The organism is Lentisphaerota bacterium, assembly GCA_016873675.1.
Lineage (GTDB): Bacteria > Verrucomicrobiota > Kiritimatiellia > RFP12 > JAAYNR01 > VGWG01.
This window is the reverse complement of the sequence record VGWG01000024.1, coordinates 1-14,455: the sequence shown is the minus strand read 5'-3', so window position 1 is coordinate 14,455 and position 14,455 is coordinate 1. Positions and strand designations below refer to the sequence as shown.

The following is a 14,455-nucleotide window of genomic DNA, read 5'->3' as shown; positions in this document are numbered from 1 at the left end:
CCCAAACCCCGGGCTTATCTCCGCTTCCGCCCGTCGCGCGCCGTCACGCGCGATTGGCGTAGAAGGGATACCGCTCGGATGGCCCCGATGGCTTTTTGATTAACCAGCGCTTATACATCCAGAGCCAGCATTCCGGATGTATGCGGACTTCGCGCTCAATGGCGGCGAGTATCTGTTGCGTCATCATGCGCGTGGTTTCCGGGCTGGCGCGCGTCGGCGGCGGAAGGGATTCAGTCACGTAAACCCGATAGCGCCCGCCGCGTTGTGGCAAGCAAAAGACGATGAAGAGATCACTGTCGGTTTTGGCGGCCAGCGCCACCGGGGCCGGAGTCACCGGAACCGGCAGACCGAAGTAATCAACCCAGATGCCGCCGTCCTTCTCCTTGGTGTTCTGATCCACCAGAAAGGCGGTTTTTCCGCCGGCGCGAAGAACGGCGAACAATTTTCGCAGCGCGCCTTCGCGCGGAATGATTGTCTGTCCGGTCACTTCCCGCCGGGCAATCAGCAACCGGTTCACCTCGGGATTTTTGACCGGCATGGCGATGCTGTGGAGCGGAACCCCCCGGAGCGCCATGAACTGTCCAACGACTTCCCAGTTGCCAAAGTGAGCGCCGATGCAGATCTGGTTTTTTTCCCGGAAAATCGGCTGCGCGCTGTCGTCGATAGCGACATAGCGCGTCAGCCGTTCTGGCGCGCGGGTTCCAAACCAGATCACGTCGAGAAACGTCCGCGTCATCGTGATGTAGGCCGCTCGCAGAATCGCATGCTTCTCCGCTGTCGTCTTGGTGCCGCCAAACGCAATATCGAGGTTCGCGCGACCGATCCGCCATCCCTTCCGGTCCAAGCGGCATCCGAGCGTTCCGCTGAGCCACGCGAGGCCGAGCACGGCGCGGCGCGGAAGCCGGGGAATGAGGGCCAGCGCGACTCGGAATGCGGCGGTTTCAAACGGGCGGCGGCGTTCTCTGTATCCTGTGCTCATCGTGATAAGAAACCGTTTTTGGGCTAGCGTCGGCGCTCACACGCCGAAATCAATCCGGAACCGATAATAGGCGGAGGCGCTTGCAAAACCTCCTTCGTCGGTTCTACAAGCGCAGTATTTAGAAGCCAGAAATCAGTATTCAGAGTTGTAATCCGGGGAATGGCGCTAAGTTAAGCGATGCTTCCGATCATAATCCTAATCGTAATCGTAATCCGTTCTCCACCAAGAGATTAAGATCAAGATTAGGATTACGATTAAGATGGCAATAGCCCCTTAACTTAGCCATTCGGGGCGGCGGGGACGTGGCGCATAGGTGATGACAGAGCGATGGCGTTCGCGCCTAAGCGCCTAGCGGGCGACGGATCGGTTCACGCGGTGTGTCAGGTTCCTTGTGACAATCCCATCAGGCGCTTTTTCTCGATCTTGGCGGCTTTCTTTTCCTTGAGGGTCTTGGTCGGCTTTTTTTTAGCTTCTTTATGTGCGTCCTGTGATTTTGCCATATGCCTGACTCCTGTGGCCCTCACGGCCACTGCTCGTGAATGGAAAAGGCGCTTCATGCCAGACGGGCAAGCGCCCTGTGAACCCGGCATGAAAACAACCCTTTTAACGGTGAAAGTGTGGCAGAAGAGGATGGGATTTGTCAAGCGTGGTCCCGAAAAAATCCCCTTGATGTCGGAGGGCGATCAGGTTTTTACTGAAGGTAGTAATTGGTCAATCCGGTCCGGTTCTGGGATTCCTGTGCCACGCGGAACACTCATTTTGATGCGATAGAGGGGTTAGAGAAGTGTGCAGTGTGCAGTTAAGAGGTCGAACGTCAGAGGTTAGAGTTTAGAGACTGACGACACGGGGGGCGGGTCGGGCGCGAGCCTGGCCCGCCCTTTGGCTTATGAGGCTCTTGCAAAACCCCTCCGGGGTGTTTGCAAGAGGCTCCCTGATAAGAGCAGTTGAGATACTTGCCGCGAGAGATCACAAAGCGAGAAAAGCCAGCAAAGGCCGTATTTCTTTGTGTTCTGTGCGATCTTTCGCGGCTCAAGAGATCTGAGTGTACGAGTATGTGTACGAGTACGAGACCCTTCGGCCGAGTCGCGTTCCCGTACTCTTACACCTACTCGTACACGCGAATCTCTCCTTCTTCTCTCCTGCCGAACATCGAAGTCGAAATCGGGATCGAAATCGCTATCGACGGGAATAGCCGGAAATTCGACCCCGATACCGACCCCCACACACACCCCCACACCCACACACACTCTCTCACCCACCCACCCGCTTCGCGCGTTTCCTGTGGCATTCCCTCAGTCTTCTGACTTCTCTCTTGCAACCACCCCGGAGGGGTTTTGCTGTTCCGCCAGTCTTGCTATTGAGATGGGATTCGGCTACTCTTATGGCGTCATGAGCCATAAAGTCCATGCCTGTCCGGCACCCTCTCCCGCAGATGCTCGGAGAGAGACGCTGGCCTTGTGGGATCGGAATCGCTTGCGCTGCGGATGGTTTCTGCGTGACGATTTCACGCCACACACCCGAGACGAGTTCGCCCGGTGCCTGAACATGCTGGCGCAGAACGGCGACCGAGCCACCTATGTCCTTGCTCGAAAGCTGATGAGATGTCTCTAACCGAGTTCCAAAAAACCGTGTGTCGCATTTTGGCTGCGGAGCGCGTCGCGCAGGGCGAGCGCTATGTGGCTGGCGGCGCGGCCCTCAATGAAATACTCGTGTCCGCCCGCGTTTCGCATGATGTCGACTTGTTTCACGACACCCGTGAAGCGGTGCTCGCCTCCTGGGAATCGGACAGAAAGAAGCTTGTCCAGGCGGGATACGACGTGCGACCGCTTCGCGAGTTCCCGACGTTTGTGGAAGCCGAGGTGTTCAGGGGTGCCGATGGCGTTATTCTGCAGTGGGTGCATGACAGCGCCTTTCGCTTCTTCCCGCTCGTCGAGCATCCCGATTTTGGGCTCGCCTTGCACCCGTTCGATCTGGCAACCAACAAAGTACTGGCCTTGATCGGCCGGGCCGAAGTCCGGGATTGGGTTGACATCATTCACTGCCATTCCCGCCTTCAGTCATTTGGATGCCTGGTTTGGGCGGCTTGCGGAAAGGATCCGGGGTTGAGTCCCCAGTTCATTCTGGCACAGGCCAGCCGCACGGCGCATTACACTCGGATGGACTATGAGACACTGGCCTTTGCAGGCGGCGCGCCTGACCTGGCTGAACTGGGCCGGACCTGGCGGAATATGTTGCAGGAGGCAACCGATATCACGGCCATTCTGCCCGAAGATCATGTGGGACAATGCGTACTGCTTCGGGGCGGCAAGCTGTTCAGCGGGTCGCCGGACGTGCTGAAGGATGCGCTGACAGAGGATACGATTCGTTTTCACGGGGGAACGGTCCGCGGTGCATGGCCCACGCTTTCTGTCGGAGCGTCAAGAGGTACATAAGGGGTCCCATAGGGGACTTGAATGACGCTAAGTTAAGCGATGCTTCCGATCATAATCCTAATCGTAATCCGTTCTCCACCAAAAGATTAAGATTAGGATTAAGATGGCTATCGACAGAAAAACCTAGAATTGTGACCCCGATACCGACCCCGACCCCGACCCACCCCCACACTCACACACTCACCCACCCACACACCCGCTTCGCGCATTTCCTGATCCGCCTTTCAGCTTTCCGTTTTCAGCTTTTCTCTTCCGCTTTTCTCGTGTATAGTAATCGTCGAGACAGCACGCGATATCATCAGGAGGCTGACCATGAGAGAACGCGTTGTGGGTGCCGTTTGGATAGCTGCGATGGCGCTTCAGGCGGCGGCCGAAGGGGATCTCAAACCGCGCGATCTGCCGCCCGTGACGTGGATGGAGGCTCGCGCGCATGCGCCGGTCGATCTCGTGCGCGACGGGGTTGCGCGGGCTGTGGTCTATGTGGTTGATCCCAAGGCACGAGCCCCCTTTGTGGCGAAGCGGTCGGGAGACCACCCCCCGGTCTTCAAGCAACTGCTCAACAATCTGGTGGAGACGATCCGCCTCAGCACCGGTGCGACGCTCGAGCTGGTCAACGACCCCCCGGCTGCCGACCAGCCCGCCATCGTGATCGGCGACGGCGAGGAATCGCGCGCGGCGGGCATCGATGCGGCGCAATTGCCGCCCGAAGGTTTTGTCGTCAAGACCGCCCCCAACCGCGTCTACCTCGTGGGCAGTACGCAGCGAGGCGAGGGCACGGCCTGGGCCGTGGCGGACTTTCTGGAGCGGTTCGTCGGGGTCCGCTGGTACTGGCCGACGCCGTACGGCGGGCGCTCGATTCGGCAGGCCGCTTCTCTGGTCATTCCCCCTGTCTGCTACCGGGATCAGCCGGTCTTCTCCTATCGCAGAATGTACCAGGACTGGTATTGGCTGCAGGCGCGCTCGTCCGACGAGCAGATCCTCCCGATGGCCCCCGGCGCTGGCGCCGAGGGCTCGGAGACGCTCTGGATGGGTGATCATTTCACGTTGATGCGCCAGGCCAACTGCTGGCCGTATGAGGCCGTGCAACAGGGCGCGCGTATTTTCGAGTTCATGAACAACACGCTGAACACCAATGCGGCCCTGTTTGCGGTCCGTGAGGATGGCAGCCGGAACTACGGCACGTTCTGCTACAGCGCGCCGGAGCTGATCGCCTGCTATGTCGAGAATCTGGAACGGGCGTGGGACAGGGGAGGCAAAGGCACATTTATCGGGGGCATCACGCGCACCAGCGTCACCCTCTGGCCCTCCATGGATCTGGGCAACAACTCCCTCGTCTCGGCCTGTCGCTGCCCGGGCTGCCGGCAGAAGTCCGAGACGGGTGGCGATGCGCTGCTGATGGGCGATTTTGTGAGGCGATTGTGCGAGATCGTCAAACAGCGCTGGCCCGACAAGAAGGTGATCTACGTGCCTTGGGGAATCCCGAGCTGTCCCGAGGAGATGACGTTTCCGGACAACCTCGTCATCAACTCCCTCGACTTGGGCACGATGGGGCTGATGCATCAGCCGGCGATCAGCCAGGAGCAGGAAGGCCTCCTGCGCGCCTGGGCCGCGAAGTCAGGACGGCCTGTGTCCATGTGGATTGATTTTGCCGGTCCAGGCGACTGGACGCTCGGACCGGTCCAGTTCCCCCATCGGGTCCAGGAGTTCTATCAATCAAACCGAAACCGGCTGGATGGCGGTCTGGTGCTCTCGTACGGCGCGGCGTGCTTCGTTACCGCCGCCCCGACCTACTACGTCTGGAACCGCGCGCTGTGGAATCCCGACCTGGACGTGGAGGCGACGCTGGACGAGCTGTGCCGGCGGCTCTTTGGCGCGGGTGCCGCAAGCGCCCGCGAACTCCTGAGGCTGGAGTGCGACCGTTGGCAGAAGACCGTCCTCTCGCGCCCGTTGCGGCTCGCCGAACAGCGCGTCCCCCCGAAACTGTTCCGGGAAATCTGGCCGCCGGATGTCGTGGCCCGGATGAAAGCGCTGCGCGACCAGGCGCTCGAGGCGATCGAGCGGACCGGCGACACAGCGGCCCGCAAGGCTTTTCTCTATTGGACGTGGTCGCTGGATGCCTTCATCGCGTATGCGGAGGCCATTGACGAAGCGCCGCCGCGGCAGGAGACCGTTGCCGTCGCACCGCCACCCGTCGCCGAGGATCCCGCCGCAGCCGCGCGGTTTCAGGGCGGCCCCGCCGAGACCAACCAGGTCCGGATCGACAACATCCGCCTGGCCCCAGTCCCCGCAGCAGGGGAAAGCGCGGTGCGCTTCGATCTCGCCTGTGGCCACACCTGGCGGGCCCGGTGGACGGAGCCGGCTGCGCAGAACGTCACCGGCAGCGACCTGCCCGTCGAGAGCTGGAGCGCGGCTTGGGTGTTTGCCAAATACCGGCTTCCGGGCCGGGAGCAAGAGGGCTACTTTCATGCGACGCTTGCGCCGGAACGCGCCCGGCACACCGTGCCCAAGGAGGCGGCGCTGGATGTCGGCCTGACCGGCGCCACAGGCATGGGCGTGTTCATCTACCGCGCCGATGCCGGGCACGGACCGCTCGCGCTCAAGGACGTGAGCCTGCTCTGGCTCCACGGCGCTGATGGCGTCACCAACCCCGCCGCCGCCGACCTCAAGGTCTTCGCCATTGAGATGGTCTATGTTCCGCGCGGCGCGTTCCAAGTCGGTTCGGGCGGAACCGAGCCCGGTTGCTTCACGGACGGCTCGTGGACCGACGGCGCCACGATCCCCTTCACGGTCGACGAAACCTGGAGCGGCCCGGTGGCGGAAGGCACCAACGCCCGGCGCATCGGCGGCCAGCCCGGTCGCCTCTGGGGCATCAGCGAATTTGGCCGGGACGCCATCGGCCCCGAGGGCGCGATCGTTAACGGTTACCCGACCGGCTACGAGCCTTTCTACTGCATGCGGTATGAGGTGACGCGGGGACAGTTCACGGCGTTCTTGAACACCATGTCGAGCGCCGCTTTCGCGCGCACCTCGGGCGGCGACAGTTCGCACGCAGGCGCCACATACACGGCCGCCGGGCGTTACGCCCTGTCGGGGGTCTGGCCGGATTTCAAGGCGGCCAAACCCTGGCAGGCCTGCAACCTGCTTGCGTGGTGGGATAGCGCCCTGTACGCAGCCTGGGCGGGATTGCGGCCGATGACCGAACTGGAGTACGAAAAAGCCTGCCGCGGACCGCGCCTGCCGGTGACGCACGCATTTGCCTGGGGCACCGTCGCTATCGCCCGGACAGAATACACCGCGAGCCGCGAGGGAGCGTCCGACGAGCGGATGGCGGGCAATGACGCGCCGGACATCGGCAACGCCAATTACGATCTGACCCTGCCGGCCTATTTCGGCGGCCCGACGCGCGGCGGCGTGAGCGCGATACCCGGCAGCCCGATGCGGGCGGGAGTCTTTGCGACGCCGGATAGCGGGCGCGTCGCTGCGGGCGCCTCCTACTGGGGCATCCTCGACTTGAGCGGCAACGTGCGCGAACAGGTGGTCACGGTCGGCAACGCCAGAGGGCGCTCGTTCGGCGGCTCGCACGGATCTGGGACGCTGACTGTTCCCGCCGACTGGCCGGCGATATCCGGTGCCGACCTCGCCAGAGGCACCGGTTATCGCGGCGGGTTCTTCGGCGACTTGCCCGCGCCGCTGCGCGCCTCGGATCGCAGCCGCGCGGTGTTCAAGGAACGGGAGGCCTCCTTCAGCCGGGAATCACGCTCGGAAGCGAACGGCTGGCGCGGCGCGCGCACGGCGCCCGACGCCACCACGGGAAGCGCGGCCGGGAGCCCGGTTGCCGTGACGGTCGACCGTCTCATGCTGCGCCTGGCGCAGGCCGTCACCGTGGACGGCGTGCTGGGCGAGTGGGCCGGCAAACCGACGCTGACGCGCAGCAGCCTGTTCCAGATCGTCCCGGAGGACCGCCGCCGTCCAACCGGACGCCAGGCGCCGTGGCAGGGACCGGAAGACCTGAGCGTCAAGGCGTGGTGGGGCGTGGATGGCGACGCCCTCTGCGTAGCGGCCGAGGTGACAGACGACACGCCTTTCAACCGGCAAACCGGCGGCAAGATCTGGAATGGCGACGCGCTGCAACTGGGCATCGTCCTCTCCTCCAATGTCCACTGGAATCTCGGCGTGGCGCTCACCACGAACGGCGCGGCCTTCCATCCGTTTGAAGGCCGTGGCGACACACTCTCGAAAACCGCCGCCTGCGCCGTGGTGCGCGACGAACCGGCCAAGGTCACCCGCTACGAACTGCGTCTGCCGTTGGCTGATCTTGGCGTGAAACCGGGCGAATCGTTCGGGTTCAACGTCGTTGTTCTGGATGACGACGACGGCACCGGATCCCGGTACTGGTTCCAACTCGCGCCGGGCTTGTGCGGCCGCACGGCCAAGGCCCCGCCGCGCTGGCAAACCTATCCGCGGTACATCGTGGAGAAGTAACAGAGAGCACTCCGTTCCGTTACAGCATTGGGTTTTCAGGGACGGGCCTGAATGGCGCTAAGTTAAGCGATACTTCCGATCATAATCATAATCATAATCTTAATCTTAATCGTAATCCGTCCTCCACCAAAAGATTAAGATTAAGATTAAGATGGCAATAGCCCCTTAACTTAGCGGCATTCCGGCCAGTCCCTGGCCAGTCCCTGGTCGGCTTCAGAAAATCAGCGACGGCAGCCAAAGACCGATCGCAAGACCATATAGATAGTCGAGCCAGAAGAAAGAAAGAATGTTGGCTGCGTAAATCAATCCAACGAGCGGAACGCTCAATATAGCCAGCGGATTCAGGGAACGCAAGGCCTGTCGAGCATGGCGAATTAACAAGCAATCGCTTTTCAGGCTGCACAGGCACCCGCTCGCTGAAACCGGTCTGAAGGAGCCCTTTTGTCGTAGAAATGTAGCGGAATCGGGCTAACGATGTCAAGTCCTGCGCAGAAACCTGCAGAAACCTATTGCCCGTGGACTCGAATGGCGCTAAGATGAACCCCTTGTGAAATCGAAAACGACGGTTAACGTAGCGCCCATCCCTGTTGCCTCCCACGCTGTGATGGGTGACCCCAGCGGGCGCCGACGGAGCTGGCTTCTTCTGCTTTTGCCGCTGGGGTGCGTTTGCGCATCGATTGCAGCGCCCCCTGCGGAGAGTGTCCAACGCTTCAAGAAGCAGGAGGATCAACGTCCTGATCTGAATCGCATGATGGCGGCGGTGACGAATCCCGCCTATTTTGTTGCGCTGGAACCCCGTCTGCCCCGGTACCATTTCTCCGGTCTAACGTCCAACACGGTCGCCTTGCTGGAGAGCACGAATCCGGCTGTGCGCCGCACGGGTGTGATAGCCCTGATTCACCAGAACGCGACGCTTCCTGCCATCCGTGCACAGGTGGCGGCGCGCTTGGCGGACGATGACCCGACCGTTCGTGAAGCGGCGGCTGAATACCTGATCTGGCATGGAACGGGGGAGGAGATTCCTGTTCTTCGGGCGACGGCTGCGGTGGAGCCGGATCCGTTTACCCAGGCGGCGATCACGGATGCGGAATCGATCATTGAACGGCGCGAGAAGCAGGGGGGTGGGCATACGGGCCCGGATCGGAACGGTTCCTCGACGTCCCCAGCGGCCGTCCAGCCGCCCCGGACCTACGCCGAGGCGCTGGCGCTTGTGACGAACCCGGCGGCGCCCGGATGTGTGGAGGCCGCTGCCGCTTTCTACCGAACCCGGGATGCCTTCGAGCCGATGCGGATATTTAGAGGCCGGGAGCCAGAGACCGAAGCTATCCAGGAGAAACTGCGTCGTGCGACTCTGGCAGCGGTGCTGTTCGGGTTCACGCGAACGGAGGAGATGGGTGACGCGGAGCGCACCGGGAACGTTCCGGTTGCCCGCGCGTTCATGCCGCCCTTGCGGGATTTCTTCGAGCCGGGGAGCAAGAGCTTCGGTCTCAAGATGGGAGGGGGCGGCGGCGCCTTTTCCAACACCATTCATACGGGGTACGACGTGGCCTGGCTGCGGGATAACCTGACGGTTGTGGCGGTGGCCGATGGCGTGGTACGGCGTGCCCTCTACAACCAGACTTGGGGACATATCGTGATTCTTGAGCATCGCCTGCCGGATGACTCCTGGATCTGTTCGTTGTATGGGCACCTATCGCCAGCGCTGACGGTCAAACCCGGCGAGGTGGTGCGCAAGGGGCAGCGTCTCGGAGCGTTGGGGCGCAGTTGTACCTGGGAGAACGGGGGTTACTGGTCGCACCTTCATTTCGGCATGCGCACGGGTGAGTTTGGCACGGCGCGATGGGTTGCGGGCTACTATCCGTCGAAAATATGGAACGAGGAGCCGCACGGTTGGGTGGATCCGCAGGTTTTTATCCGTGAACATTCCCCGGCAGCAACCGTCCCGTCACAGGCTGCGGGGACCGACACGCAGCCGGTCGTCACGGGGATTCCCTAACTGAAAGCCCTGAAGGCCCGTCCCGAATGCCGCTAAGTTAAGGGGCTATTGCCATCTTAATCTTAATCTTTTGGTGGCGAACGGATTACGATTACGATTACGATTATGATCGGAAGCATCGCTTAACGTAGCGCCATTCAGGTCCAACCCCAGCGAGCGCTCCCTAACGACCCCCGTTACAGCAGCACGCCTTTGGGCGAGGCGTCTCCGTCTTCCCACCAGCGCGGCTTGGCCGAGGCGATCTTGGCAATCCCCTTGGTGGTCATCCGCTGGCCCTTGGCCGACACGCCCTTGAGCAGCGCCTCGGACGGGGTGAACACCTGCTGGTGGATCTTCTGCCCCTTGGAGGGCTTGTATTTGAGGTAGATCGTCTCGGGCGTCCCCTCTTCCAGAAGCTGCACGGCGCTCTTCTCAGGCGCCAGGCGGTAGTCCTTGTTCTGGATCGCGCCGCCGAAGGTGAAGCGCTTGATGTAGGAGATGTCAAAGTGCGGCTCGGTGTAGACGCAGGTCATCTCCCGGTCCCGATCAAAGATGGCGCAATAGATCATGTTCTGATCAATGAAGAACTTGTCCGGCGGGGGCATCATGCGGTACCGGCCGTCGTTCCAGACGAGCATGATCTTGTCGAGCGACGAGCATTCGAAGAGCGGCTCGCCGGTCTTGATCTCGGTGCCGATGTAGCCGTTCTCGCGGTCGATCTTGAGGGTCAGCTCGCGGGCGGTGAGCTCGCGCAGCTCGATCTGACCGAAGGTGGCGACCGCCGTCAGCCGCGGATAATGCGCCTTGTACTGCTTGATCAGGGCCTTGAGGTATTTGACGGCATGGGCCTTGAGCGACTTGAGGCTGCCCTCGACTTCGGCGAGTTCCTTCAGGATGGTGGCGATGTCCTCGCGGTTCTTGTTGATGTCAAAGAGCGAGATGCGCCTGATCCGGATTTGCAGCAGCCGTTCGACGTCCTCCGGGGTGATGTCCCGGCGCAGCTCCTTGCGAAACGGCTTGAGGCCGCTGAGAACGGCCTGAAGGACCTGTTCGTAGGTCGGCATCTCTTCGATGCGCTTGTAAATCCGCTCCTCGATGAAAATCCGTTCGAGCGTGCGGTTGTGGAAATCCTCGTGCAGCTCGTCGCGCCGGATCTCCAGCTCCCGCTGCAGCAGGTCGAGAAGCTGCTGGGTGTTGAGGCGGAGGACTTCGGAGACGGTCGTTTCGCGTGGCCGGCCGCCGTGCAGGACGACCATGCGGGAGGTGACGGCCGTCTCGCACGCGGTGAAGGCGTAGAGGGCTTTGACCGCCGCATCCTGCGCGGCGCCGACGGTGAGGACGATCTCGATCTCGACATGCTCGGCTGTGAAGTCGTTGATCTGCCGCACCGGGACCTTCTTCTTCTTGATCGCATCCTCGATGGTCTTGATGAGCGATTCGGTGGTCTGTCCGAATGGCAGGTCTCGGATGACGAGCCGGTTGTTGCCGCGGTGCTCGATGCGCGAGCGGAGCTTGATCCGGCCGAGGCCGTCCCGATAATCCGAAACGTCCATCACGCCGGCGGTGTAGAAGTCGGGGAGCACCTGAAATGGTTTCTTCTGGATGATGGCGATCTGCGCCTCGAGCAGTTCGATGAAGTTGTGCGGCAGGATCGTCGTGGAGAGTCCCACCGCGATTCCCTCGGCGCCGAGCATGAGCAGGAGGGGAATCTTGGAAGGCAGGAGCACCGGCTCCTGGTTGCGGCCGTCGTACGAGGCGACGTATTGGGTGGTCTTGGGGTTGAACACCTCGTGGCGGGCCAGCTCGGTGAGGCGGCACTCGATGTAACGCGGGGCGGCGGCGGAGTCGCCGGTGTGGATGTTGCCGTAATTGCCCTGCCCCTCGATCAGGTAGCGCTTGTTGACGAGGTTGACGAGGGCGTCGCCGATCGAGGCATCCCCGTGCGGGTGGTACTTCATCGTGTTGCCGACGACGTTGGCAACCTTGATGAAGCGGCCGTCGTCGAGCTCCCACAACGAATGGAGGATCCGGCGCTGCACCGGCTTGAGACCATCCTCGATGGTCGGGATGGCGCGGGAGCAGATGGTGTAGGAGGCGAACTGGATGAAATTGACATCCATCAGGCGCGAAAGGGGTCCGCGGCTGTTGGGGGGGACGTTGCTCTTGGGGAGGGGGCCGTCTGCCTGGGGGAAGAGCGGATCGGCGTCGGGCGGAGTGTCGCGCGTGGCATCGGGGAGATGGGTCTCGGCGCCGCTTTCATCCCGCTCCGCAGTGGCGGGTTCGCCGTCGGCCTTCGTCTCCGCCACGGCGGCGGGCAGGGGGGGAGCGTCGAGATCGAACAGGAAGTCCTCGGTCACCTGGACGGGAGGCGCGTTTTCGCCGTTGGGGGCGGAATCGGGGCTTTTTTTGCTGGGGGGTCGGCGCATGACGTTGTTCAAACCTCGTCGGGAATCACCAGATTGTCCATGATATACTGACGACGTTCGGAGGTGTTGTCGCCCATGTAAAATTCGAGTGTCTCGCCCAAACCGTAGTCCTGCGTGGCGTCAACGGGGGTCAGGCGCATCTCCGGGCCGATGAAGGCGTGGAACTCCTTGGGCGAGATCTCGCCGAGGCCTTTGAAGCGGGTGATCTCCGCCGACTTGCCCAGCTCGGCGATCGCGGCGAGGCGATCCTCATCGGAGTAGCAGTAGTGGGTGACCTTCTTGTTCCGCACCCGGAACAGCGGGGTCTCGAGGATGTAGAGGTGGCCTTCGCGGAGCAGGCGGTCGAAGAAGCGGAGAAAGAAGGTGATCATCAGGTTGCGGATGTGGAGGCCGTCGACGTCGGCGTCGGTGGCGAGAATCACCTTCTGGTAACGGAGGTTGTCGACCGACTGCTCGATGTCGAGACTCTGCATCAGATTGTACAGCTCGACATTCTTGTACAGCTCTTCGCGCTTGCGGCCGCAGGTGTTGAGCGGCTTGCCCTTGAGGGTGAAGATCGCCTGAACCGAGACATCCCGGCAGGAGACCAGCGAACCTGCGGCGGAGTCGCCCTCGGTGATGAAGAGCATGGTGTCGAGGCCGGTGCCCTTGGCCGCGTGCAGGTGCTGCTTGCAGTCTTTGAGCTGCGGCACGCGGACGGAGACCGACTTGGAGCGCTCACGGGCCAGCTTGCGCACCGAATTCAGCTCGGCGCGGAGCTTGGCGGTCTCCTCGATCTTGCCGATGAGCTTCTGTGCATGGACCGGGTCGCGGTGGAACATCTCCTCGATGACGCGCTTGATTTCGGCGACCAGATCCGAGCGGATCTCCTGATTGCCGAGCTTGTTCTTGGTCTGGGACTCAAAAATCGGATCCTTGAGGCGGATGGCGATCGCGCCGATGACCCCCTCGCGCACCTCGTCGCCGTCGAATTTCTTCTTCCCGAACTCGTTGACCGCCTTGAGCAACCCCTCCTTGAAGGCCGAGAGGTGAACCCCGCCGTCGTTGGTGTATTGGCCGTTGACGAATGAATAGTAATCCTCGCCGAGGCGGTTGGTGTGGGTGAAGGACAGCTCCAGCGTCTTGGAGCGGTAATGAAAAGGCTGGTAAAGCTTCTCGAACTGGGCCTCGTCGTGGATCAGGTCGAGCAGCCCGTTCTCGGAGCGGAACGTGTTGCCGTTGCAGAGGAGGCTCAGCCCGGCGTTGAGGTAGGCGTACATCCGCAGGCGGCGCGAGACGTGCTCGTCGCGGAACTGGAATTTCTTGAAGATGTCGCCGTCGGGCGTGAACTGCACGAGGGTGCCGTTGCGCTCGTCGGTCTTGCCCTTCTTCTCCGAGACCAGCTTGCCGTAAGCGAAGGTCGCATCGGCCATCTCGCCGTCACGGTAGGCGCGGACGAGAAAGTGGGAGGAAAGGGCATTGACCGCCTTGGTGCCGACGCCGTTCATGCCGACAGAGAATTGGAAGGAGTCGCTGTTGAACTTGCCGCCGGTGTTAATCTCGGAGACGCAGGCGACGATTTTTCCCAAGGGGATGCCCCGGCCGTAGTCGCGGACCGAGCAGGCGCCGGTGGTGGGGTTAATGGAAATATCAACCCGTTTGCCAGAGCCCATGATGAACTCGTCGACGGCGTTGTCGAGCACCTCCTTCAGCAGGATGTAGATGCCGTCTTCATACTGCGAACCGTCGCCGGTCCGGCCGATGTACATGCCGGTGCGGAGTCGGATGTGCTCGACGGACGAAAGGGTCTTGATCTTGCTTTCGTCGTAGTGGTGTTGTGTGGATGTCGCCATAATCTCGTGTGTATCCGGGATGCGCCGGAGTGGCGGCGGGTTCGGACGTGCGTGAAGTGTCGTGAGAAACGGCTAATTTGTCAACTCTTTCCGCACGCGTTCCCAGTAATCGGTTAGCGACAGGGTGGGTGGGTGAGTGGGTGAGTGTGTGAGTGTGTGAGTGTGAGTGAGTGTCCCACACACTCCCACACACCCACACTCTCCCCCCCCCCTGATTACTGGCTGCTGCGGAATTGCCCTCGCCCTGAAAATCAGATACACTGACTCTCGTGCGTGGCGACCGGCATGAGCGTCGGCGGCCGTCACCGGTGCCTGTGCGTCCAACCCCT

At 61.9% G+C, this 14,455-nt stretch carries 6 protein-coding genes; 3 read left to right on the top strand and 3 right to left on the bottom strand.

The window, feature by feature from the left end:
• Positions 1-43 precede the first annotated feature (43 nt).
• A complete protein-coding gene (locus FJ222_04955; protein MBM4163770.1) occupies positions 44-979 on the bottom strand; it encodes a lysophospholipid acyltransferase family protein in 936 nt (311 codons plus the stop codon).
• A gap of 1,601 nt (positions 980-2,580) precedes the next feature.
• Between FJ222_04955 and FJ222_04950 the strand changes: the two genes are divergently transcribed.
• From FJ222_04950 to FJ222_04940, 3 genes are all read left to right on the top strand, one after another.
• A complete protein-coding gene (locus FJ222_04950) occupies positions 2,581-3,411 on the top strand; it encodes a hypothetical protein (protein MBM4163769.1) in 831 nt (276 codons plus the stop codon).
• A 312-nt stretch (positions 3,412-3,723) separates the two neighbouring features.
• Positions 3,724-7,893, top strand: a complete 4,170-nt coding sequence (locus tag FJ222_04945) for a DUF4838 domain-containing protein (GenBank protein MBM4163768.1) — start codon at positions 3,724-3,726, stop codon at positions 7,891-7,893.
• 547 nt (positions 7,894-8,440) lie between these two features.
• Complete coding sequence (locus FJ222_04940; GenBank protein ID MBM4163767.1) at positions 8,441-9,889, top strand: hypothetical protein; 1,449 nt, start codon at positions 8,441-8,443, stop codon at positions 9,887-9,889.
• A gap of 176 nt (positions 9,890-10,065) precedes the next feature.
• Here FJ222_04940 and FJ222_04935 read toward each other — a convergent pair whose 3' ends face one another.
• A complete protein-coding gene (locus FJ222_04935; GenBank protein ID MBM4163766.1) occupies positions 10,066-12,294 on the bottom strand; it encodes a DNA topoisomerase IV subunit A in 2,229 nt (742 codons plus the stop codon).
• A gap of 8 nt (positions 12,295-12,302) precedes the next feature.
• Positions 12,303-14,126, bottom strand: coding sequence for a type IIA DNA topoisomerase subunit B (locus FJ222_04930; protein MBM4163765.1), 1,824 nt, complete (start codon positions 14,124-14,126; stop codon positions 12,303-12,305).
• Positions 14,127-14,455 lie beyond the last annotated feature (329 nt).

Excerpts from the sequence above, each read along its gene's own strand:
- FJ222_04945 (MBM4163768.1), top strand. The coding sequence starts at position 3,724 with ATGAGAGAACGCGTTGTGGGTGCCGTTTGGATAGCTGCGATGGCGCTT.
- FJ222_04950 (MBM4163769.1), top strand. The coding sequence starts at position 2,581 with ATGTCTCTAACCGAGTTCCAAAAAACCGTGTGTCGCATTTTGGCTGCG.
- FJ222_04955 (MBM4163770.1), bottom strand. The coding sequence starts at position 979 with ATGAGCACAGGATACAGAGAACGCCGCCGCCCGTTTGAAACCGCCGCA.
- FJ222_04935 (MBM4163766.1), bottom strand. The coding sequence starts at position 12,294 with ATGCGCCGACCCCCCAGCAAAAAAAGCCCCGATTCCGCCCCCAACGGC.
- FJ222_04930 (MBM4163765.1), bottom strand. The coding sequence starts at position 14,126 with ATGGCGACATCCACACAACACCACTACGACGAAAGCAAGATCAAGACC.